General features: G+C 36.8%; 14 protein-coding genes. 9 read left to right on the top strand and 5 right to left on the bottom strand.

From position 1 onward, the window contains the following. Positions 1 to 35: 35 nt before the first annotated feature. Together ffh and FTRAC_RS01980 are read left to right on the top strand one after the other, a co-directional pair. Entirely contained in the window at positions 36 to 1,367 is a 1,332-nt protein-coding gene (gene ffh / locus FTRAC_RS01985) for a signal recognition particle protein (RefSeq protein WP_013452552.1), read from the top strand. A 342-nt stretch (positions 1,368 to 1,709) separates the two neighbouring features. Further along, the gene (locus FTRAC_RS01980) at positions 1,710 to 3,002 is read left to right on the top strand and encodes a sensor histidine kinase (protein WP_013452551.1); all 1,293 of its coding nucleotides are present in this window, start codon (positions 1,710 to 1,712) and stop codon (positions 3,000 to 3,002) included. Positions 3,003 to 3,122: 120 nt separating this feature from the next. Here the strand turns inward: FTRAC_RS01980 and FTRAC_RS01975 are convergent, their stop codons facing one another. Further along, positions 3,123 to 3,491 carry a hypothetical protein gene (locus FTRAC_RS01975; RefSeq protein WP_049783999.1) on the bottom strand — a complete coding sequence of 123 codons (369 nt, stop codon included), beginning with the start codon at positions 3,489 to 3,491 and terminating at the stop codon, positions 3,123 to 3,125. A 653-nt stretch (positions 3,492 to 4,144) separates the two neighbouring features. After that, positions 4,145 to 5,335, bottom strand: coding sequence for a lycopene cyclase family protein (locus FTRAC_RS01970; protein ID WP_013452550.1), 1,191 nt, complete (start codon positions 5,333 to 5,335; stop codon positions 4,145 to 4,147). A 206-nt stretch (positions 5,336 to 5,541) separates the two neighbouring features. Between FTRAC_RS01970 and FTRAC_RS01965 the strand changes: the two genes are divergently transcribed. Together FTRAC_RS01965 and FTRAC_RS01960 are read left to right on the top strand one after the other, a co-directional pair. Beyond that, positions 5,542 to 6,867 carry a serine hydrolase domain-containing protein gene (locus FTRAC_RS01965; protein WP_148230029.1) on the top strand — a complete coding sequence of 442 codons (1,326 nt, stop codon included), beginning with the start codon at positions 5,542 to 5,544 and terminating at the stop codon, positions 6,865 to 6,867. Between the two features lie 72 nt (positions 6,868 to 6,939). Beyond that, positions 6,940 to 8,973 (top strand): carboxy terminal-processing peptidase, encoded by a 2,034-nt coding sequence (locus FTRAC_RS01960; protein WP_013452548.1) that lies wholly within the window; start codon positions 6,940 to 6,942, stop codon positions 8,971 to 8,973. Positions 8,974 to 9,052: 79 nt separating this feature from the next. Here FTRAC_RS01960 and FTRAC_RS01955 read toward each other — a convergent pair whose 3' ends face one another. Beyond that, a complete protein-coding gene (locus FTRAC_RS01955) occupies positions 9,053 to 9,394 on the bottom strand; it encodes a phage holin family protein (RefSeq protein ID WP_041650138.1) in 342 nt (113 codons plus the stop codon). Between the two features lie 169 nt (positions 9,395 to 9,563). On the opposite strand from FTRAC_RS01955, the gene FTRAC_RS01950 reads away from it, so the two are divergent. The 3 genes from FTRAC_RS01950 (at position 9,564) to pbpC (ending at position 18,241) form a co-directional block, all read left to right on the top strand. Next, positions 9,564 to 15,068 (top strand): alpha-2-macroglobulin family protein, encoded by a 5,505-nt coding sequence (locus FTRAC_RS01950; RefSeq protein ID WP_013452546.1) that lies wholly within the window; start codon positions 9,564 to 9,566, stop codon positions 15,066 to 15,068. A gap of 80 nt (positions 15,069 to 15,148) precedes the next feature. Beyond that, positions 15,149 to 15,520: an endonuclease domain-containing protein gene (locus FTRAC_RS01945; RefSeq protein WP_013452545.1), complete on the top strand. Its 372-nt coding sequence runs from the start codon at positions 15,149 to 15,151 to the stop codon at positions 15,518 to 15,520. 381 nt (positions 15,521 to 15,901) lie between these two features. Beyond that, positions 15,902 to 18,241, top strand: coding sequence for a penicillin-binding protein 1C (gene pbpC / locus FTRAC_RS01940; RefSeq protein WP_013452544.1), 2,340 nt, complete (start codon positions 15,902 to 15,904; stop codon positions 18,239 to 18,241). A gap of 23 nt (positions 18,242 to 18,264) precedes the next feature. Here pbpC and FTRAC_RS01935 read toward each other — a convergent pair whose 3' ends face one another. Beyond that, a complete protein-coding gene (locus FTRAC_RS01935; protein WP_013452543.1) occupies positions 18,265 to 19,227 on the bottom strand; it encodes an NAD(P)-dependent alcohol dehydrogenase in 963 nt (320 codons plus the stop codon). A 169-nt stretch (positions 19,228 to 19,396) separates the two neighbouring features. Then, on the bottom strand, positions 19,397 to 19,843 hold the full coding sequence (locus FTRAC_RS01930) for a TlpA family protein disulfide reductase (protein ID WP_013452542.1): 447 nt from the start codon (positions 19,841 to 19,843) through the stop codon (positions 19,397 to 19,399). A 719-nt stretch (positions 19,844 to 20,562) separates the two neighbouring features. Between FTRAC_RS01930 and greB the strand changes: the two genes are divergently transcribed. Continuing rightward, a complete protein-coding gene (gene greB / locus FTRAC_RS01925) occupies positions 20,563 to 21,000 on the top strand; it encodes a transcription elongation factor GreB (RefSeq protein ID WP_013452541.1) in 438 nt (145 codons plus the stop codon). Positions 21,001 to 21,272: 272 nt separating this feature from the next. Then, positions 21,273 to 23,867: a DEAD/DEAH box helicase gene (locus tag FTRAC_RS01920; protein ID WP_013452539.1), complete on the top strand. Its 2,595-nt coding sequence runs from the start codon at positions 21,273 to 21,275 to the stop codon at positions 23,865 to 23,867. Positions 23,868 to 24,023: the final 156 nt, after the last annotated feature.

Genomic DNA, 24,023 nt, shown 5'->3' with positions numbered 1-24,023 from the left:
TCCTTACTTTTGCCCAAAATTTTATCAATTCAGATATGTTCGATAATCTCAGTTATAAATTAGATCGCGCTTTTAAAACCCTGAAAGGTCAGGGGCAAATTACAGAAGTAAACGTAGCCACTACTGTTAAAGAAATCCGCAGGGCATTGGTTGATGCCGATGTGAATTTCAAGGTAGCGAAAGATGTTACAGACAGAATTAAAGAAGAAGCATTAGGTCGGGATGTCTTGATTTCAGTATCTCCAGGACAGCTTTTGGTTAAAATTACTCAAGAAGAGTTGGCCAAAATGATGGGGGAGAAGCAAGTAGATATCAGCACCGAAGGCTCTCCATCTACCATTTTGATTTCTGGACTTCAAGGATCTGGTAAAACTACTTTTTCAGGAAAGTTAGCCAACCGATTAAAAAAACAAGGAAAACAAGTCCTGTTAGCTGCTTGTGATATTTATAGGCCTGCTGCTATTGATCAGCTTAAAGTATTAGGTGAGCAAATTGGAGTAGAAGTTTATGCCGAACCAGAAAATAAGGATGCTGTTAAAATAGCTAAGAATGCCATAAAATTTGCCAAGGATAATGGCAAAAGCATTGTAATTGTTGATACTGCAGGTCGTTTGGCAGTGGATGAAGTCATGATGAAAGAGATTTCCAGCTTGAAAAAAGAGCTAAATCCTTCTGAAACTTTATTTGTAGTGGATTCCATGACAGGGCAGGATGCGGTGAACACAGCTAAGACCTTTAATGAGCAGCTCGATTTTGATGGGGTAGTACTAACCAAATTAGATGGTGATACACGTGGTGGTGCTGCCTTATCCATTAGAACGGTAGTTGAGAAGCCTATCAAGTTTATCAGTAGTGGTGAGAAAATGGAAGCTATTGATCTTTTCTATCCTGATAGGATGGCGCAAAGGATTTTGGGCATGGGTGATGTCGTTTCTTTGGTTGAAAAAGCTCAAGAAACTTTCGATCAGGAAGAAACTAATCGACTATCCAAGAAAATAAGAAAAAACCAGTTTGATTTTGAGGATTTCCTTTCTCAATTGCAGCAAATCAAGAAAATGGGTAATGTAAAAGACCTCTTGGGAATGCTGCCAGGAATGGGAAAGCAAATTAAAGATTTAGATATTGATGATGATGCTTTTAAGCCAGTTGAAGCGATTATTCGCTCAATGACCTATGAGGAGCGTAGCAACCCAGAATTAATGAATGCCAGCCGCAAGAAAAGAATTGCGGAAGGTAGTGGTACTTCTGTACAAGAAATCAATAACCTACTAAAGCAATTTAAGGATATGCGGAAGATGATGAAGACCATGAATAAAATGAGTGGAAGTAAAAGAGGTTTAGCAGGCTTTAATCCATTTGGGAAATAATTTAATTAAAGCAGATTTCTTACATTATTATATTTTATTAAGTAGTTGAACCGATCTTAAAGAAGAAACTTTGAGATCGGTTTTTTTATGTGATCAAGTTCTAAATTGTTTATTTTCAGGACAGTAGCCTTTAAAGTGACCGTTTCATAACTCATTAAATGTCTTAACATCTAATCTAGAATATTATTTTATATAAGTATTTCTTGTTTTTAAATATATTATTTTATTAAATTGTCACTTGAATAAAGGAAGTGTAAATCACTGATTATTAAAGGTTTTACATTTTGATTCAAAACTATTAAACTTTTTATCTTTAATAGTATTATAATAAGACAGGTGTTTGTGAAAAACTATTTAAACTATTCTATTATTCTTTCAATGATCAGTTTTCTGCTATTGGTTGCCGTGCAGCCAATTGATGCAGCAATAGATCCAATTTTTACATCACAACATGTAAATTTGCTCACATATTTTTTTAATATTGAGAGCGAAAACCTTACAAATATTTTTCAAGCAGTATTCATATCCTTATTGGGTTTAGGCATGTTCGGAATTGCATTTAGTTTTGTTAATGTAGGATCCAAGAGAATTAAGAAGCATAATGATTATTTAGAAAATCTCGTTAAAGATAGAACTCGAACCTTAGAAGAAAAGCACCAACAACTAAGAGCCCAGAATGAGGCTTACAAAGAAGCTTTAGAACTAATTCATGACCAAAAAGAGGAAATTGAAACTGCTCAGCAAGATCTTTTAGTAAAAAACAGAGACCTAAGAGAAGCTTTTGAAGAAATTCAATCCCAAAATGAGCTTTTAGATCACGAAAGAAGCAAATTAGAACAAGCCAAGAGGATTATTCAGGGTCAGAATAAAAAGCTCATGGGAATCGCTAGAAATCTTGATCAGCAAGTTCAAGAGAGAACAAAAGAACTTTCAGTTTCCAACAATCTTCTATTGGAGAAGAACAAAGAACTTGATGAATTCATTTATAAATCTGCTCATGATTTAAGGGGACCAATAGCCAGATTCAAAGGTTTAAGTCAACTGATTCAAATGGAATATGATCAGGATAATGATATTTCTGATCATCTGCGGCATTTGAATCATTCTGCTAACCATATGGACAATATGCTTAAGAGATTAAGCAATGTATATGAAATTAGCGCCAGACCGATCAGTCCACAAATGATTGATGTAAACATGATAATGGAAACCGTCTTTGAAAGGTTAAAAGGTGAGGAGAACATGAATAATGTTTCCATTGAAGTTAATAATTTAGTTAAAGATAAAGTTCAAATTGATCCAAGCTTACTTCATTTGATATTAAAGAATTTAATAGGTAATGCCGTCCGTTTTTATGATCCTTTAAAATTAAAGAAGTGGGTTAAAGTAAACATTGAAATAGTTGATAAGCAGCTGGTTGTCAGTGTTAAAGACAATGGTATTGGAATCAAAAAAGAGCAACAGGAAAATATATTTGACCTTTTTTATGTAGGCTCTGAATTGCCTAAAGGTCCTGGTTTAGGATTATATATCTGTAAAATCATCACCAAAAAGCTAAATGGTGATATTTCCTTAAACTACTCTTCTAAAGAGAAAGAAACCGAGTTTAAGACTTCTATTCCTATAGGCCTCTAGCCCGCCAGCTGGCGGGGAATCGCACAGGAATTATCGTCTGATCTAAGCACTCAATTAGGTCAGTACCGAAGGTCGGACCGGTTTTATTTCTATAAAATATGCTGCCATTTTTAATCAGTACTAATAAAGGTTGTCAGCCATTTTTTCATTGATAACGGAACAAGAAATTTTGTAAAAATCATCTTTTTGAATATCAATTAATAGTTCAGCCAAATCAAAATTGCAAAGCGTACCTTTTCTTATTCCTAAATAATCCTGAAATGAAGAATATTTCCAATCTTCCATTTTATTAACTAAACCTGCTTTCAAAGGATTATGATGAATGTAGTTAAAGCATAAAAATGGATAATTGTCTTTTCCATCATCTAGGTTTTTAAATTTTGTTTTTTGTCTAAATAATGAGCCAGTACGACTATATCTATTATTGTATTCGGTAGAATATCCACTATTTATTAATCTAAAGCTATTTTTCAGCACTTGAGATTCCAACAAACCTAATTAGGGCTTGCTTAAAAAGTCTCAAGTGCCTCATCCCGATGCATACGGGACAAGTTATACAATCGGGCTAAGTGACGGAGTATTGTAATACTTCGAGCTTTAGCCCGAGAAGTAGATGAGGTGCTTGAGGCTAGAGCACTAGTAAATCAAATATTGATTTACTAGTGCAAACAATATGTAGTTTTAACTTAAAGAAGCTTGTACTTGCTGAAAAACTATTACTCAATAATCATTAATAAAATACCTTAGATGTTCATTTTTATTACGTATTCTGTTTTTAAGCAAGCCCTAATTAAACTGATTCTATAGATTTCTGATTTGTATAAGTTAGAAAGTGGTAATGATTGGGCATTAAACAATAACTGAGAATGTCTGCATTTGGAATTACCCTTTTTCGAACTCTTCTCAAAAAAGAAATATAATCATCATGGTCTTTGAATATGACCTCCTTGTTATTCCCTTGATTATAAACATGGTGAATTCGGCCGGCTAATAGTTTTATTAAACCAAAAATACAAAAAGCTGATAATTACAAAATAATTAATGCTTTACTCTAGATCCGGTCTGACCTTCGGTACTGAACTACGCATTCCATAGGATATTCAGAATCACTTCCTTGCTAAGGAAGACCAAATTGTGGTGTACTAATTTGCTTTGTTATTGTTGCCCCTTAAGAAACGACTAAACTCCTCAACCACTGCTTTTATAAAAGCCCATTTAGGCACTGTATTCATAATTTTTAAATCCTCCCACAGTGAAGATTCTTCATTAAGGAATTTTAATAGTGCTGCCAAAGTATTGCCTTTATAGAGCTTGCCAAAAACAGCATGTCCGCTGCTTTTTTCAGTAACTAGCACATTCATTAATACTTCATCATAAAATCTAAAACGCTTCGAGTTAGCAGATTCAAAACATTGGGTATTGTTTTTTAAACTATCTACAATCAGCTGGATGTGCTGATAATTTCTAACAAATGAATAACCAGTGCTTGGCTTTACTGTACCAGCTAAAGTACCTATAGGGATTATACTTTTATTTCTTTGCTCAAAAACTGTATTGGTCATCGGGATTTTATTGAATTCCTCTTCCTCAATTTCATAATCCGTGATGTTGAGTGTTTTCTCGATATAATAACGTAAAGAGCTTTCATAATCTTCCTTTTTCCATAGTTCAGCTGAGAACAAGGTGTATTCCACTAAGGCTTCACTAGGCTTTTCAGGAAGAACATAGCCAAAACTCAATCCTGACTTTACTTCAGGAACTCGCATATCCATATAAGTAATAGTCTCCGGGTCAAAACAAGCCAATTTGGTTTTTATCTTCCAGCCTAAGAAATGTTGCCAAATGAAGTGCTTGTTGGGATCTTTAATTCCCGACAGTTCATCGGCTATAAAGTAAGATTTAAAAAAATATTCAGTGAACTGGTATTGTCCGGCTTGCGTTTTAACCATTTTATTTTTAGCGTCCTCATCCACAATAAAATCCTGAATAACAGTAATTTGAGTACTCCTACTTAATTTGTTTAAGATGAAATTATAGTAGTCGATCCCTTCAATTTTGAAATACTCATAAGGCTCAAGACTTTGCTTTAAATCGAAATCGCTTCCTTGTACTCTAGCATCCTTCCACGATTTAGAAATGGGTAAGGCCTTCAACCAATTATCGGGCTTAGCCCAAAAGCACCAGGTTCTGTCGTTAGTATTCTTTTTGTCACGATCAATTATAAGTAATTTTCTATTATCCAATAGACCACTATCCAGCATTTGCCAGGCTAAAGTTAAGCCTGCAAGACCCGCACCGCCTATTATGTAATCATATGATGGAATGTTATTCAATGGAAAGTGATTTGACCGTTATAATTTTCAGCTAAAGTAAAAAGAATTCCTTACACAGCGGAATTATTTCTAACCATTGCTGTTAATGATGCTTTAAATTGACAATTAGATGTCAGATCATTTATTTTATGCTATATTTGGCTATTTAAATAAATGTTCACTTATTTAAAGTTTAAATACATAAAAGAACCAATCTGATTTTAAAATTGAAGAAAAGTACATCAATTATTGCAATAGTAATGGGGGTTATGGCAATTAGTTTGGCCTTTTATACTACTTCAGAAGTCGCTTTTACGCGCTCCATGGATGAAAGCTCTCACAATCAGTTAAGTTATCTCAATTTCAATTTGGTGAGTCCTGCACCTGAAATGGATTCCAGTCAAATCAACTCAGCATTTGATGCTGACATTCATAAATTCCTAAACAGATGGGATATCAAGGGAGCTAGTGTGGCTGTCATGAAGGATAATAAGCTCATCTATTCAAGGGGCTACGGTTATGCTAATATTGAAAAGGAAGAAGAAACTAATACCAAGCATTTATTTAGAATTGCTAGTGCTTCTAAGCTGATCACTGCCATTGCTATCATGAAAATGGTAGATGATGGGGTGTTGAATTTAGATGAAAACGTATTTGGGCCAAATGGTATATTATCTGATTTTTCAGAAATGAAGGATATTAACCATCACAAGGTAAAAGTTCGTCATTTATTGAACCATAAAGGTGGCTGGAGTTGGAGAGATGGTGATTTTATGTTTCAGGCAGCTAAGATTAAAAGAATCATGGAACTCCAAGGACCTCCCACAGAAGATGATATTATAGATTTTGTATTAAGACACAGGAGGTTAAGATATAAGCCAGGTACACAATATGCTTACTCAAATTTTGGCTATATGCTTCTTGGGAAAATTATTGAGCGTAAATCTAGTACAAAATATGAGCGTTATGTAAATGAGAACATCCTAGAGCCAAATGGTATATATGGAATGCGAATAGCTGGCAATTACGAATGGGAACGAAAACCGTTTGAAACACATTACTATAACCATCCGGGAGCTTATCAATTCGAATCATTTGATGGAAATTTTGAATCAGTTGAAAAGCCCTATGGCGGGAGCGATATTACCACATTAGGAGCTGCCGGAGGATGGATTGCAAATGCTTCCCAATTGGCAAAAATAGTTTCCTTAGTTGACCCAGAAAATCCTTCATACCAACTTCTTTCTGAAGAAAGTCAAGCGTTAATGGTCAGTGGAAAAAGTTATAAAGATGCTTTTGGATGGAAAGGAGCAAGGGGCGAAAACTGGTGGAGAACTGGAACATTAGCAGGTTCTGCTTGTTTTATATATCGAAAAGATAATGGCTACAGCTATGCTGTTGTTTTGAATTCCAGCGTCTGGATGGGACATAGATTCAATAAATATATTAAATGGATGATGGATAAATCCATTACGCATTTAGAAGACTTAACAAACCAAAACCTATTTTACCAAAATGGAATCCAAAAGAACCTGTTGCCGTTAGCAATTTGACCGTTTATCAAATTCTGTGAAATATATGCGGATTTCACCGTTTGAAATTCAGAACCCTAATAATTTTATAATATGAATAAAGTAGTCGTATCCATCCTAATCATTTTTTGGAGCATTTCAGGTTTTGCACAAACCGAAAAACTTCAAAAGCTAAGCCCTACCCAAGATCAGTCAATGGAAGCACGATTGGTAGCGGGACTTTTGACGCAATATCACTATGAAAAAATTGGTATTGATGATGAGTTGTCCAAAATTGTGTTCGATGAATACTTGTCTTCCTTAGATGCCAATAAGCACTATTTCTTAAAAGAAGACATTGAGGGTTTTCAAAAATATCGTGAGCGCTTAGACGACCATATGAAATTGGGTTATTTACTGCCTCCCTATGAAATTTTCAATACCTTCCGTAAGCGATTCGAAGAGAGAATGAATTTCATTGAAAACGAATTGGAATATAATTTTGATTATGAAAAAGAAGAATATTTGACCGTGAATCGCGATTCTCTTGATTATGTAGCTACCACAGAAGAGCTGAATGACAGATGGAGAAAAATAGTGAAAAGCCAAGCATTAGATCTTAAATTGGATGAAAAAGCGGATACCACTATTCAGAGGCTTATAAAGGAAAGATATGATCGTTTAGAGCAAACCATAAGTGAATATGAAAGCCGTGATGTATTTCAGTTATACATGAATACTTTTGCTGAAAGCTTTGATCCACATAGCAGCTACTTTTCACCTATCACTTCTGAAAACTTTAAAATTAGGATGAGCCAGTCTCTGGAAGGAATTGGTGCTACTTTAACCTCTGATGGCACTTATACCAAAGTAGCCTCTGTTGTGCCTGGCGGCCCTGCATTTGAAAGTAAAGTCATTAATACTGATGATAAAATATTAGCAGTAGCTCAGGGTGATGATGGTGAGTTTGTGGACATTACTGGATGGAGATTGGATGATGTTGTGCAAAAAATTAGAGGACCAAAAGGCACGGTTGTGAGACTTAAAGTAATTGAAGCTGGAATTTCTATTTCTGCGGGCGTACCGCAAGAAATTAGAATTGTTAGGGATAAAATAAAACTGGAAAATCAAGTACCTTATGCTGAAGTTAAAGAGGTTTACAGAGATGGAAATCAATACAATATAGGTGTAGTTACCATTCCTTCCTTTTATTTAGATTATGAAACCATGCGTAAAGGAGAGGATTATGGTAGTACTACCAAAGACGTAAAAGCTATTTTGGATTCTATCAGAAGCAAAGTGGATGGCATTGTAATCGATTTACGATCCAATGGGGGAGGATCCTTGCAAGAAGCCATTGAATTAAGCGGTTTATTTATTGAAGAAGGGCCAATTGTTCAAATCAGGGACTCAGATGGTAAAATTGAAATGGGAAAAGATGATGATAAAACCATTTATTATGATGGGCCTTTAACCGTTTTAACTAATAGATTCAGTGCTTCAGCATCTGAAATATTCTCAGGAGCCATTCAAGATTATAAAAGGGGAGTAGTGATAGGAGAGAATACTTTTGGAAAAGGAACCGTGCAAAATTTGATCTCCCTTAATCAGTTTGTTCCTAAAGTAGAAGACACTTTAGGACAGGTAAAATTAACGCTGGCTAAATATTACAGAGTAAATGGTAGCAGTACGCAACACAAAGGCGTTATCCCTGATATCAAAATGCCTTCACCTTACACTGCCAAAGCATTCGGAGAAAGTTCGTATGAAAGAGCTCTGGAATGGGATCAGATAGAAAGTTCAGAATATGAGCCTAGCAATCAAATCAATGAACAAATAATTGCTGATTTGAATGAAAAGCATGAGAAGAGATTAAAGGACGAGCAGTACCTTAGAAACCTTAAGAATGATGTAGATGAAGCGGTAAATCAGCAAAGCATGCACCGAGTTAGCCTTAATTTGGAAGCCCGAAAAGCGGAGAATGAAGCAGCTATGGAAAGAAGAAATGCTGCCAATGAACTAAGAGATAACATAACTTCAGATCCGGAGCTTATTAATAAAATCAATACCGATGGCGAGATTAAGGATCCGTATTTAAGAGAAGGGATTGTAGTCTTGGCTGATTTGATTGCGATGGGAATCGGATGATAACGGTAGTGAGTAGTGAGTAATGAGATTTAGTCTTATTACCCACTACTCACCACTGAATACCCACTACTCTATACAGCTAAAAAAGCGACTGCAAAATAGCATTCAATACGGAAAGTATAATACTAAAGAAAAAGGCCCACCAAAAACTCTTTACCGCAAATCCTTTCAAAAGTTTATCTACCAGCATAATCATGAGTGCATTGATTACCAATAGGAACAATCCTAAAGTAATGATGGTAATCGGGATAGTAAGAAATACTAAAATGGGTTTGACCACCGCATTGATTAGTCCTAGCACTATAGCCACAACTATAGCCTGTCCGTAGCTGTCCACTTTTACTCCGGAAAGTAATTTGGCACTTAAAAATACTGCCCCAGCTGAAAGGAGTAAGCGAATAATAAATTCTGTTAAATCCATAGTGTAAAAGTTAAATTCAATAACAATATAGCTGATTTTGTTAGGATTTAAAACCAATTCAATACCAGCCATACTGAAATACCTTGAAAAAATTTTCAAAAAAATAAAACTAACAAGCTCATTTGTAAAAATTCAATTAACTTTCCTATTTAAATCCAAATGTAGAGATATGCGAAGACTTTTACTCCCCCTAATTCCATTTGTCTTATTGTTGACAGCCTGTAGCAAAAAAGAAGAGAAATCCGATTCTATTTCCAGCCTAGGACCTTATGCTGAATACATCAACAGTATCTCGTCCGGTATCATTTCCAAAACTGATCCTTTCGTGATTGAGTTAAAATCGGAAGTGGAAGGCGTAAAAGCTGGTGATGAGTTATCTTCCTCCTATTATGACATTTCGCCTTCTGTTGATGCTAAAGCAATTTGGACTAGTCCTTCAAGCATTGTTATTACACCTGAAAAATATCTAGAGAGCAATAAAGAATATACTATTTCGCTTGAATTAACTGATCTCATAAGCGTTCCTGAAGAGCTTGCTAACTTTAGTTTTAATGTAAAAACCATCCCTTTAAGTTATGCAGTTGAACTTCATCATTTAAGCAATACAGACGAAAATGACTTCTCGAAAGTAGCTTTAAAGGGGTCTTTGAACGCATCGGATTGGATTGATAAAGAGAAAGTAAATGAGGTGGTAAAAGCTAATTTTAATGGAAAGGACCTGGATATTAGCTGGACGCATGGTGCCAATTCAAAAGAACATGAATTTACAATTCAAAATATTACCAGAGTAAAAGAGGATAAAGATTTGGTAATTGAATGGGATGGAACGCCTATTGGAATAAAAGAGAGTGGAAGTACAAACTACCAAATTCCTTCGGTGGACAGCTTCAAAATTATGAGTGCCAATGTGAAAAGGGACGGAGAGGCTTATATCTCTTTAGTTTTTTCGGATCCAATTCTCAATAATCAGGATTTTAACACTTATGTAGAGGTCAAACGGTTTGATCTCAGCTTCACAGTCGATAATAATGAGCTCAAGATTTTTGGTAAAAATGGCTCGCTTCATGGTGAATTAGATATAACGGTCCATAAAAATCTAAAAAACTCTAAAGGTTTAGGTCTTGATAAGGAAAGCCAATATTCTCTTCAGGTTTCTACCTTTAAACCACAAGTCAAACTAATGGCTGGTCAGGGAAATATTCTGCCGAGCACCAATGAACTGGTTTTGCCTATTCGAGTAGTGGGCTTAAAAGCGATTGAGGTTGAGGTAGTGAAGATTTTTCCCAACAACATGGGGCAGTATTTTCAAGATAATGAGTTGGGCGGCACTTATAGACTAAGAAGGGTAGGTCGCCCGGTCGTGAGGAAAATCATTCCACTTGTGAAGGCGGGAATTACGGATTATTACGACTGGTCAAAAATCTCACTGGATTTAAAAGACTTATTCGAAGCGGAAAAAGGAGCTTTCTATCAGGTGAATATTGATTTCACTAAGGATATGGCGGTTTATAATTGTGAAGGCATGTCTGACGAAGCCGACATTGAAGAGTACACCTATGATCCTAAAACGGTGGATTGGGACAATAATAGAAATCGATATTATGGGGAATATGATTGGAACGAAAGGGATAATCCTTGCCATGATATGTACTACAGAAGTAACACCTCCGTATCCAAGATGCTTTTTGCTTCTGACATTGGATTAACCGCCAAAAAAGCTGAGAACAACAAATTGCATGTTTTAAGTACAGATATTCCGACTACTGATGCAGTAGAAAGTGTAAACTTAAAACTATATGATTATCAAAATCAGCTGATTAGTGAAGGTAAAACCGATGCGAGCGGTATGGCGGAATTACCTCTTCATCGCCAGCCATTTTTACTAGTTGCAGAAAAAGAAAAGGAGTTTGCTTATCTAAAATTAGAAGATGGTGATGCCTTATCATTAAGTAATTTTGATGTAAGCGGTGCCACTGCGAAAGAAGGCCTAAAAGGTTTTATTTATGGAGAAAGAGGGGTTTGGAGGCCAGGAGACACGTTAAACTTAAGCTTTATTTTAGAGGATACATATCAGCGAGTTCCTGAAGGGCAAAAGGTAGTGTTGGATTTATTCAATCCGCAAGGACAGCTTTATAAGAGCTATCTACCTTATAAAAAAGAAGGCCCTATTTACAGCTTTAGACCTTCTACTTCTTCCGAATCTCCAACCGGGAATTGGTTCTGTAAAGTCCGTGCTGGAAGTGCCGAGTTTACCAAGAACATTAAAATAGAGACCATTAAGCCTAATCGATTAAAAATTGATGTAGACTTTGGAAAAGAGATCTTAAAGCAATCTGAAGGAAATTATGCCAATCTTTCCGTGAGGTGGATGCATGGAGCTGTTGCCAGAAACCTAAAAGCAGATTTTGATATATTTACCAAAGCCACTAAAACTTCCTTTAAGGATTTCTACGGTTATAATTTCGATGATCCTGGAAAGGAGTTTTATACGGATAGCAAGAAGATATTTGAAAGCCGAATTAATGAAAAAGGAGAGGCTAGCTTTCCTATTAAGGTGGAAAATAAATCCGAAGCCCCTGGAATGTTAAGATTGGTGCTTAACGGAAAAGTATTTGAAGAAGGAGGGGACTTTAGCATTCATACTAGCAGCGTTCTGTATTCTCCCTATAAAAGTTACGTAGGAATCAATGTTCCTTCTGTAGAGGAAAATAGTGCAAAACCTGTGCTTTATACAGGCAAAAACAATTCGATTCAGCTGGTAAATGTGGATGAAGAAGGGAATAAGACTAACAATAAGTCCGTAACGGTTGAGCTTTACAAATTAGAATGGAGATGGTGGTGGGATTATGGAGATGATAATATCAGCAATTATGTAAGTAGCCGATATAATAATCCTAAAAAAACCTATACCGTTAATTTGGAAAATGGGCAAAAGGATTGGAATCTTAATATTGACAATGATGATTGGGGTCGTTATTTCATTAGGATTAAGGATAATAGTTCCGGACACAGCACAGGTGAAGTAGTTTATTTTAGAAGATCGGATTGGTATGGCACCATGGCCAAAGAAATGGGCGGTGCCAATGTTTTAAATTTCTCACTGAGCAAGGAAGAAGCACAAGTGGGTGAAGAAGTTGCTGTAAAAATCCCTTCAAGTGGCGTAGGTCATGCCTATGTTACGGTGGAAACGGGAAAAGCACTAATTCAGAAAGAATATATCTCTTTGGAAGACCAAGAGACGATCTATAAGTTCACTTTGAGTGAAGAAATGGCGCCAAATATCTATGTGCATGTTTCCTTAATTCAACCACACGGAAATCAATACAATGACCTTCCACTAAGAATGTATGGCGTGAGAAATGTGATGGTGGAAAACAAGGCTACTTTATTAGAGCCTGAAGTTCAAGCTCCGAAGAATGCACAGCCTAAAGAGATCATCCAATTAACTGTTAATGAGAAAAATGGAAAACCTATGGCTTATACCATCGCATTGGTGGATGAAGGTCTGCTTGGTTTAACCAATTATAAAACGCCTCAGCCATGGGATCACTTTTACGCTCGGGAAGCATTGGGTGTAAGAACATACGATATGTTCGAAGACGTATTGGGCTCCTTTGCTGGGAAATACGGTCGATTATTGGCTGTTGGGGGTGATGAGATGGGACCTATGGAGGAAAAAAGCGAAAGCAGATTTAAACCTGTAGTAGAATACTTAGGGCCTTTTTACCTGGATAAAGGAGATAAAAGAACTCATACCGTTACGATTCCTCAATATATTGGAGAACTGAGAATGATGTTGGTCGCAGCTGATAAATCAGGTACTTATGGGTCATTTGAAAAATCCATCAGCATTAACCAACCTTTGATGATGTTGGCTACTTTACCAAGAGTAATGGGGCCAGGCGAAACCACCAAGATGCCGATTACCCTATTTGCCAATGATCCATCCATTAAAACGGCTAATGTAAAAGTATCCTCGACTGGAAAACTGAAAAGCAGTAAAGAAATGCAGGTGAAGTTAAATCCTGACAGCGAAACCATTGTATATGTGGATGTAGAAGCGGAAAAAGCCTTGGGAAGTGGCAAAGTACACATTACGGCTACTTCAGGTAAAAATAAAGCGGTTTATGATGTTAATATGGATGTCAGACCATCCAATCCAAGAATGATTTCGGTGAAGGATAAGCTTTTGGAAGATCAGGAAACATGGACGGCAGATTACCAGCCTTTAGGCATGCTAGGCACTAATGAAAGTGTTCTAGAACTCTCTACATTGCCACCATTAAACTTAGATCAGCGTACGTCTTATCTGATTCGTTATCCGCATGGATGCATAGAACAAACCACATCTTCCGTATTTGCGCAGCTGTATTTATCTGATTTAATCAGTCTGAAAGAGGAAAAGAAATATGAGATCCAACGGAATATTGAAGCTGCCATCGAGCGCTTACGAAACTTCCAGTTGCCTTCAGGCGGATTTTCCTATTGGCCAGGGATGCAAACGGCTAACGAATGGGGCACCAGTTATGCGGGTCACTTTCTAGTGGAAGCACAAAGTAGGGGATATGCAGTACCAAAAGATATGCTACGAAATTTCCAAAAATTCCAAAGTGAAATGGCCAACAATTGGAATTCCAGCACGCGATATCGTTCAGATTTATATCAGGCTTACCGACTATATACTTTAGCCCTTGCAGGAGAACCCGATATGGCACCTATGAACCGTATGCGGGAAAACACTGGAATTTCGGAATTGAGCAAGTGGTTATTAGCGAATGCCTATGCGCAATCTTCTTATCAGGATGTAGGAGAGGAGATGATCACGAATTTAACCAAAGAGGTAAAAGACTACAGAGAATTAAGCGGTACTTTTGGTTCTTCCACTCGTGATGAAGCCATCATTTTGGAGACTTTAGTGAAGCTCGGAAGAAAAAAAGATGCCTTTGACATGCTCCAAGGAATAGCAGAGAAATTAGGTGATTCTGACTACTGGATGAGTACCCAAACGACTGCCTATTGTCTCATCGCTGTGGCGGAATACACTAAGGGCTTCCCAGCTTCCGGTAATTTGAATGCCTCAGTAAAAATTGATGAACAAGTGATTAACATCAATCAATTAGGATATTTTACTCAGGTTAACCTATTAGACGCAGATAAAAGCATGAAAATTGAAGCCAGTAATAAAAGTGGGGCTCCGCTTTATGTTCGTTTAATCCGGCAGGGAATTCCATTGGAAGGCGGTGAAAAAAGTGATGCTAAAAACCTATCTATATCGGTGAATTATTATGACAATGATGGTGCGCAAGTGGATATCAAAAAGATGAAACAAGGCACCGATTTTAAAGCCATTGTCACAGTCAAAAATCCGGGAACAAAAGGAGAGTTGAAAGAGCTGGCACTGACCCAAATTTTCCCTTCAGGCTGGGAAATCCTCAACACTAGATTGAATGACACAGGAGCTGGCAATCAGGATAAAGCAAAGTATAAGGATATCCGTGATGACAGGGTATTGACTTATTTTGATTTGAAAGCCGGTGAACAGAAATCTTTTACGGTTTTACTGAATGCATCCTACAAAGGAAGGTACTATTTACCATCCGTTCAGGCCGAGGCCATGTATGACAATAGCATCTATGCGAATTTGGAAGGAAAATGGGTTGAGGTGGTGGATTGATTTTGAAATTGCTTATGTCAGACATCTATTGGTAATGAAATACATATTTACTACAAACTCAATTAATGGAATATTAAGTTTTGACCAAAAATAAAATTATCCCTTATAAACCGTATTTGAAAGAATTAGCAAGAGAGTTAAGGAAAAATAGTACAATAGCGAAAGTATTACTATGGGAACAGATTAAGGCAAGAAGATTAGGATTCCAATTCCATAGACAAGTTCCTATGGATAATTATATTGTGGATTTTTATTGTCATGAGCTCATGTTAGCAATTGAAGTGGATGGTAGCACACATGACGATGAAGAAGCGGTACAACTGGATCTTAAAAGACAACAGAAGCTAGGAAACTATGGGGTGAAATTCTTGAGATTTGAAGATGTAGATATTAAAAATAATGTTGAAAATGTAGTTAAGTATATTGAGGAATATATCAGGGAAATAGAATAAAAGTTATGCATCTGACTATTCTGCATTTATTAAAATCTGTGAGGCTGTCTCCTTGAGGGCACTACAGGGGTGTTTAAAGGTGATTTAAAATGCATTTAGAGAATAATGGAGGGGTTATCTAGAGAGCAAAACAACACCCCCCAACCCTCCGCCAGCTGGCGGAGAGCCGCACGGATCTCCTTTTGAGTAGAAATTCAAGTTTATAATTTATTTTGTTTATTGTTTTATGAAAATGAAAAAAGTGATGCATTTAACTATTCTGCATTTATTAAAATCTATGGGGCTGTCCCCTTGAGGGGACTATAGGGGTGTTTTTTGAGTATCCTACAAAACTTAATGACAATTCTTAGAATGTGAAATAGTAAACCAATTGAAAACAAATTGAGAAATATATTAACCACCATATCCTCCCATAAAATCAAATTCTCTTTCGGGATTTTGATCATTGCTTTATTGGTTTTTTTAAGCTGGCCTATTTCCACGCCTGTATTTGATAAGAGCTACTCCACTGTATTATTTGATAAAAAAGATGAGCTTTTAGGTGTGAAGTTGGCTGAGGATGAGATCTGGCGGTTTCCTGTCATCGACAGCATTCCAAGACGATTTGAAACAGCGCTTTTGACTTATGAGGATGCCTATTTCTACCAACACCCAGGCATTAATCCAGTTGCTATTTTTAAGGCTTTAGTTGAAAATATTCAACAGAGAAAGGTAGTACGAGGGGGCAGTACTTTAAGCATGCAACTGGCCCGAATGGCAGATGGCAACCAAGCCCGAACCATCCCACAAAAAATAAAGGAAATCGGCATGGCTTTGCGCTATGAATGGCATTTCTCCAAAGAAGAAATTCTGAATTTATATGTGAGCCATGCGCCATTTGGAAGCAATATTGAAGGATTATCGGCTGCTTCATGGCGCTATTTTGGAAGGGAATCTTCCGAATTATCATGGGGAGAGGCCGCTACTTTAGCCGTTTTGCCCAATCAGCCTTCTATGATTTACCCAGGGCGAAATACCCAATCGCTGGAAAGGAAACGCAACCAATTATTGGCAAAATTAATGCAAGAAGGCTATTTCGATAGTACCACATTCAGACTGGCTAAATCTGAAAAAATCCCGCAAGGACAATATATTTTCCCAAAGCAAACGCAACATCTCTTGCATGAGCTGCAAACAAAAAATGCAGGCGAAATTATGAAGAGTACGCTGGATCGCCATTTACAGGAAAGAATCAGAGAAATGGCCGATGCCTATAGCCAAAACCTGAAAACCAATGAAATCCATAATGCGGCCGTTTTAGTGATGGACTGGAGGACGGAGGAAGTTGTCGCATATGTGGGCAATGTGGCTACTGGAGATGATCATCAACAAGATGTGGACATTATTCAAGCCAGAAGAAGTCCGGGAAGCTTGCTAAAGCCTTTTCTTTATGCGCATGCGGTTGATAAAGGCGTTATTTCCCCTCAGCAAATGCTGCCGGATATTCCTTTATTCTACGAAGGATTCAGCCCTAAAAACTTTGACCACAATTACTATGGAGCCGTAAAAGCCGACCAGGCCTTAGCCAGATCACTTAACATTCCTTTTGTTACTTTACTGAAAGACTATGGTTATGAAGCCTTTTACCATGAACTAAAGAAAATGGGCTTTTACAGTATGAATCAAACGCCTTTGCATTACGGACTTAGCATGATATTGGGCGGAGCCGATATTAGCCTTTGGGAAATTGCTTCCATGTATGTAAAACTGGCCCGCAGCATCAATTCCCATCAAAAAAGCAAAGCGGAAATATCTCTATTGAAATCAGATAAAAGCGAAATAGGAAAACATCCCGTTAGTGCGGGGGCGGCATGGCTGACTTTAAAAGCCATGAAAGGCCTGGCCAGACCAGGAGAGGAGACAGGCTGGGAACAATTTGGGTCAGCACAGAATATTGCTTGGAAAACAGGTACCAGTTTTGGATTTAGAGATGCTTGGGCGGTAGGTATTAATCAGCAATATACCGTGGCAGTTTGGACAGGAAATGCAGACGGGGAGGGCAGACCGGGCTTAATAGGCGTTAGAACAGCCGCTCCTTTGCTTTTTCAGATTTTAAAACTACTTAATGGAGGCGAAGAAGACTTCCCAATGCCGGTTAGAGAGATGAAAACCAAGGATTTTTGTGTAGAAACGGGCTATTTGGCAGGAGAGCATTGTAATAGCCAATCCAAATATTATGTTAACATGCCACCCAAAATGTTGGAGATCTGCCCGTATCACCAGCAAATTTTTGTGACCAATAGTGGTGAGAAAAGAGTAAACAGCAATTGCTATCCAGTTAGCAAAATGAAATCGGAGAATTATTTGTTATTGCCACCGGCACAAGCACGTTACTATAAAAAATATAATGCAGATTTTAAGGAAGCACCTGAATGGCTATCAGCTTGTTTACAAAACCGTGAGAATCCCATTGAAATGGTGTATCCAAGGCATAGCACCAGTATTTTAATTCCTATGGAACTGGAAGGTGAGATAGGAAGCGCCATATTTGAAGCAGCACATCAAAATTCTGAAGCCACAGTCTTTTGGTACTTGGATGATCAATACCTGGGCAAGACCAAAGGCACACATCAAATGGAAATCAACAGCAATCGAGAAGGCAAACACAAGCTCTATTTGGCTGATAGTGAAGGAGAATATCTAAGTTTTACATTTGAAGTAGTGGCTAATGGTGCGTCTTAAAACCAAATAAAGCTAATTACACTTTATTCTCCCAAATTAATGATCACATTCCCCGTTTTCTGTCCAGTCATGACGTAGGTATAAGCTTGAGCAATATCATCTAAAGTATATGCTCGATCAATTACAGGATCAAATTGGCCTTGCTGTAATAGATTGGTGATGTACGGAATCGTTTTCTGCGTACTGAAAGGAATTGGGAAAATTACCTTCTTTTTGGAAATGGCAGTGACCAAGGGAAGAAATACATTTTGTGAATAGGGACCCAGTTCTGAAGAAATATAAACTCCATTTTTACTTAAGATCGGTTTACATTTTCCAAATGTACTTTTACCCACGGTATCAAAAACAAAGTCATATTGTGCCTTTGTATCTGCTGTAAAGTCTTCTGAAGTATAATCATAGACCTTGTCAGCCCCTAAAGATTTTATGAGTTCCATATTTTTCGTATGGCAAGTTGCGGCAATACTCACCTCATATTGTCTGACAAATTGTAGAAGGGCAGAGCCGATAGCTCCCGAAGCACCATTGATCAAAATCTTTTGGCCGGGCTTTATGTCGACTTTCTGAATAAAAGAATAAGCATAATGTGCGCCCTCTAAACTGGCTGCAGCTTGGGTATAACTGATATTGTCCGGCATTGGGAATAGATTTTTTGTGGATACGGAGGCGTATTCGGCTTGCGATTCAGCTCCCGTATCAAGAAAGCCCATGACTTTATCACCTTTTTTAAATTCGGTCACATTTTTCCCGATTTCCAAGACTTCAGCTGCAAAATCTGTCCCCATAATGGGCTGTTTAGGTTTCGAAAAGCCCAAAATAAAACGCATGATGAAAGGTTTAGCGGTCAGGTTTGCACAATCGGTTCGATTGACTGTCGTTGCATGAATTTTCACTAAAACCTCATCCGTTTTAGGCGCTGGGATGTCCAGGGAGGCAATCTTGATCTGATCCGGAGAACCGTAGTGTGTACGTATTGCAGCTTTCATCTTTTGTATAATGCTTAATTAGGGCAGTTTTAAAACTACAAGGGAGACGAGCGAGTCTTCTTTAAGTTACAGACAAAATAAGTAGATTCTGATTAAAAATTTGAATTGCACGGTAATGTAGATAATTAATAGCCAGCAATTTGTACTGCCTATTTAAATTAACTTGCTTTTATACAGCGCAAAGCGCATCCAATGCGTACATCAATCTATTTTGGGCACCCAATTGTGATCCGAAAATAGATCGATACAAATAGCCTTCGGACGTAATAAGTAGCCATTGTGGAGTTCCTTCTGATTCAAATTGATCATAGACCTGATGATTTTGATCTAAATAAATAGGGAAGGGGAGTTCCTTAGTAGTGAAAATGCTTTTAATGTCTTCTTCGGTAACTGCTTTCTTATTGAAAATGCTGTGAATCCCAACTACTTGTAGATTAGGATATTCCTGTTGATATTCATAAGCTAAAGGAATTGCTCTGCCAGTGCATCCTAAACATTGATTGTTATAAATGATGATCAATAGCGGCTTTCCTTTGTACTTTTCAAGCAAGTTGACCTCATGATCGTCAAAATCCTGCACTTTTATGGATGAGATAGGGGTTATTTCTTTTTCCATGCTTGATATTAATCCACAAAGATAGAAATTTCCAAGCTCTTTATCGTTGATTTGATCGATATTAACCCAATACAAATGTGTGATTTCAATGTGTTCAAATATGTTTGATAGATAATGGATAGGAAGCTGTTAAAATCTAATAGCCGTAGAATTCCATCCCATAAAATATTATGTTAAGTTGAGACACGCATTAGTTACTAGGAATAAAATGGAAGCCAGGGATTTCATTTACAGGATAGCATCTATCAGGAGATTAGGCTTCATGAAGATGCTTGCAATCTTGAGCAGGACAGTCTGATTTCCCAAAGCGCTATTTTCTCATAGCATTACAAAGCTGTACAATGGCCAGACTGAAAAGAAAATGGAGCGCTTAGAATTACGAGGCCGTAGCATAACTAAAAATTAAGCCAAATACAGCGCTTAAAATGAAGAGCGCTTCACTACAGGACATACAATTAAAAATAGCGCTTTAGGCTTTGGACCGCTTAAGCAGTGTAGAAGAGAAATAACAAAATGATCAAGATAGGGAGCTGCTCAGATCACAACCATTTGAAGAGAAGACAATAAAGAATAGGTGAGTGTTAAATGCATGACCTTAACATAATATAAATTATATAACTCCAATACGTATAGTTTGATTTAAACTATCACTTGACTTCCTTTTGTAACAGATATTAATCTATTATTTTTCGACTGCGCTATAATAAGATCATCTAAACATGAGACGTAAAATTCCAGAATCAACACTGTCTAAACTTAATCGTTCGCAAATGATTACTGCTGAAGGATTTCAAAAGTTGCGCGAAGAACATGATCATTTGTGGAAAGTTGTACGTCCAGATGTTACGGCCAAGGTTTCATGGGCCGCCAGTTTAGGCGACCGATCAGAAAATGCTGATTATCATTACAATAAAAAACGTTTACGTGAAATTGATGGTCGCATTCGTTACCTACGCAAATGCATAGATAACTTTAAAGTAATACATTATCATCCTCATCAGGAAGGCAAAGTAATGTTTGGCGCTTGGGTTGAAGTTGAGAACATTGATAGAGGACTAAAAAAACGACTACGTATTGTGGGATACGAAGAGCTTATTGGCAATAAAGATTATATTTCGATGGACTCACCGCTGGCACAGGCGCTTTTAAACAAATAGCAGGTGATGAAGTCATGGTAAAAACTCCTGCCGGTGAATTCAACTGGCGAATACTTAAGATTGAGTATGAAAAAGGTGGTGAATCTGATTTCTAAACTCACCTCTCTCCCATTGTTTTGGTTAAAACCTGTCCACCGTGCAAAGGTATTTTGAATCATATTCTTATCCATGAAATGCTTTAATTGAAAAAAATTAACACCTATAATTATGATTTCCCTGATAAAAGTTAACTTCATCTTTATTACAACCAAATTTTAAAATTCAATCAAATTATGGCATTTAAAAGTTTCGATGAGTCTGAAGAAAATGTTCCTAATAGTCCAGATCAAATATTAAGAGATTTACCCAGAAGGAAAATACCTGATGTTCTTCATCATCAAGGTGAAATAATGAAAAGCTATGCTAAAACGGGAGCAAATGCAGCCGATGTAGCTTTGCAGCTACCGACTGGAAGTGGGAAAACTCTTGTTGGCTTGCTAATTGCTGAATGGAGAAAAAGAAAATATGCAGAAAAAGTAGTTTATATCTGCCCTACTGTTCAATTGGTTAATCAAGTCGTGGAACAAGCTAATGAGCAATACGGACTAACCGTTAATGGATTTACAGGGCCAAGTTCAAAGTATGATCCAACTAAAAGAGCTGAATATAACAATGGGTTAAAAGTTGCTGTTACTACATACAGTGCATTGTTTAATTCGAATCCTTTTTTCAATGACCCAGATACCATTATTCTTGATGATGCACATTCCGCGGAAAATTATATTGCTTCACTGTGGACCCTGCAGATTGAGAGAGAAAACCCCAAACATAAAATAGTACATAGTAGCATCTCTAGCATCTTAAAATCAAAAATGAAAGCTACTAATCATGCTAGATTAATTGGTGAAAGTGATAGTATCTATGATTTAAGTTGGGTGGATAAAATACCAGGTCCTGATTTGTTTGATATAAGAGAGGAATTAGCATCGGTCTTGGACGCACAAACTAGAGATACAGACCTTATTCATCCTTGGAGCATGCTAAAAGATCATTTGGATGCCTGTCAATTATATGTGTCAACTTCCGATATTTTAATTAGACCTCTTATTCCCCCTACATGGTCTCATTTTCCATTTCAAAATGCTAACCAAAGAATATTTATGTCTGCGACCTTGGGTCAAGGTGGCGATTTAGAAAGACTTACAGGTAGAAACAAGATATTGAGGTTGCCTATTCCCGAAGGATGGGAAAAACAAGGTATAGGAAGAAGGTTTTTTATGTTTCCTGAAATGTCATTAAGTGAAAATCAAAATAAAATTTTGAGACATAAACTAATGAAAATGGCTGGAAGAAGTGTAATATTAGTTCCAAATGATAGAATACAAAAAGAAATCAAAAGTGAGATACAGAAAGAATTGGGCTTTCACACTTTTAATGCTCTTCAAATTGAGAAATCAAAAAGTGAATTTATTGAATCAGATAATGCAGTTGTCGTAGTTGCAAACCGCTATGATGGAATTGATTTTCCAGGAAATAGTAGCAGACTGCTTTTTGTTAATGGACTACCCAAAGCAACAAATGCTCAAGAAAAGTTTTTAATGTCTAAAATGGGCGCAAATTTATTGTTTAATGATCGAATTCAAACTAGAGTACTACAAGCTATAGGCAGATGCACTAGGTCAATGGAAGACTATTCGGCAGTTGTTATTACAGGTTCTGAATTACCAGACTATTTTTCCAGCCAAAAGAGGAGGTCTTATTTACACCCTGAATTACAGTCAGAATTAAAATTTGGAATCAAAGAATCCATAGACACTGATGCTGATAATTTTATTGAAAACTTCGAAATTTTTCTTAAAAATGATGCTCAATGGGAAAAGGTAAATAAAAAGATAATTAAAGATAGATCAGATATAATACAAAAGAATTTCCCAGCAATGGCTGAATTACAAGAGGTTGTTTCTGATGAGATAAATTACCAAAAAGCAATGTGGAAAAGTGATTATACAGATGCACTATATTATTCCGAAAAAGTGATTGGTAAGCTATTATCAGACGAATTGAAAGGTTACCGAGCATTGTGGCATTATTTAGGTGGAAATTGTGCATATTTCAATGCATTATATAGCTCAGGAAATGAATCTTATATGCAAAAAGCTAGAGATCATTATTCTACGTCAAAGAAAGCTACAACTGGTATTCCTTGGCTCGTAAATTTATCAAAATATCAACCTACAAAAGTCGTAGAAGAGTATGAAGATAAAGATATAATCTTAAATCAGATAGAGAATATAGAAAAGAACTTTGTGCGGTTAGGTACACTTCATGACCGTAAATATGCACAGAAAGAGAGTGAAATATTATCAGGATTAGAATCTAACCAGACTTTCGAAAATGCACATAAAGAATTAGGAAATATCCTAGGTTTTGATTCTTACAAGGTAGAAAATGATGCTTCACCTGATCCATACTGGATAATAGAAAACCTATGTATTGTATTTGAAGATCATGCAGGCGCTGACGAAAATTCAGCACTTTCCGCTAACAAAGCTAGACAAGTTAGTAGCCATCCAGATTGGATTATTAAAAATACAGATTTAGATGATACTGCTATAATAATTTCAGTTTTAATTACTCCCGTTAAGAAAGTCTCCATCGGAGGAGAATCCTTCACGAAGAATTTTTCTTACTGGGAACTGAAAGAATTCAAAAAATGGGCGCATAATGCATTAAGTATTTTGAGGGAAATGAGGAAATCCTTTGTGGAGGCTGGTGATCTCTCTTGGAGGTCCGAAGCTGTTAATATACTGGAGAAAAATCATTTAGATATGATGTCTCTGATAAATCATTTTAAAGATAACGTAGCGTCCAAATATTTAGATGTCTAAAAAAATATGTTTAGATGGTTGATGTTTATAATAGACTGGTTTCAGCTTCTAAAGGTATATAGTTAATTATCTTCATTTAGAGTAGTAAAATAACCATTGTATAGAATAACATAGTTTTTTTGGAAAAATATTTTAACTTATACTTGCACAACAATC

Source organism: Marivirga tractuosa DSM 4126, assembly GCF_000183425.1.
GTDB classification, from domain to species: Bacteria; Bacteroidota; Bacteroidia; order Cytophagales; family Cyclobacteriaceae; genus Marivirga; species Marivirga tractuosa.
This window is presented reverse-complemented; position numbering and strand designations above follow the sequence as displayed.

Coding starts and splice junctions, on each gene's coding strand:
- ffh (WP_013452552.1), top strand. CDS start 36: ATGTTCGATAATCTCAGTTATAAATTAGATCGCGCTTTTAAAACCCTG.
- FTRAC_RS01960 (WP_013452548.1), top strand. CDS start 6,940: ATGAATAAAGTAGTCGTATCCATCCTAATCATTTTTTGGAGCATTTCA.
- FTRAC_RS01955 (WP_041650138.1), bottom strand. CDS start 9,394: ATGGATTTAACAGAATTTATTATTCGCTTACTCCTTTCAGCTGGGGCA.
- FTRAC_RS01950 (WP_013452546.1), top strand. CDS start 9,564: ATGCGAAGACTTTTACTCCCCCTAATTCCATTTGTCTTATTGTTGACA.
- FTRAC_RS01935 (WP_013452543.1), bottom strand. CDS start 19,227: ATGAAAGCTGCAATACGTACACACTACGGTTCTCCGGATCAGATCAAG.
- FTRAC_RS01930 (WP_013452542.1), bottom strand. CDS start 19,843: ATGGAAAAAGAAATAACCCCTATCTCATCCATAAAAGTGCAGGATTTT.
- greB (WP_013452541.1), top strand. CDS start 20,563: ATGAGACGTAAAATTCCAGAATCAACACTGTCTAAACTTAATCGTTCG.
- FTRAC_RS01920 (WP_013452539.1), top strand. CDS start 21,273: ATGGCATTTAAAAGTTTCGATGAGTCTGAAGAAAATGTTCCTAATAGT.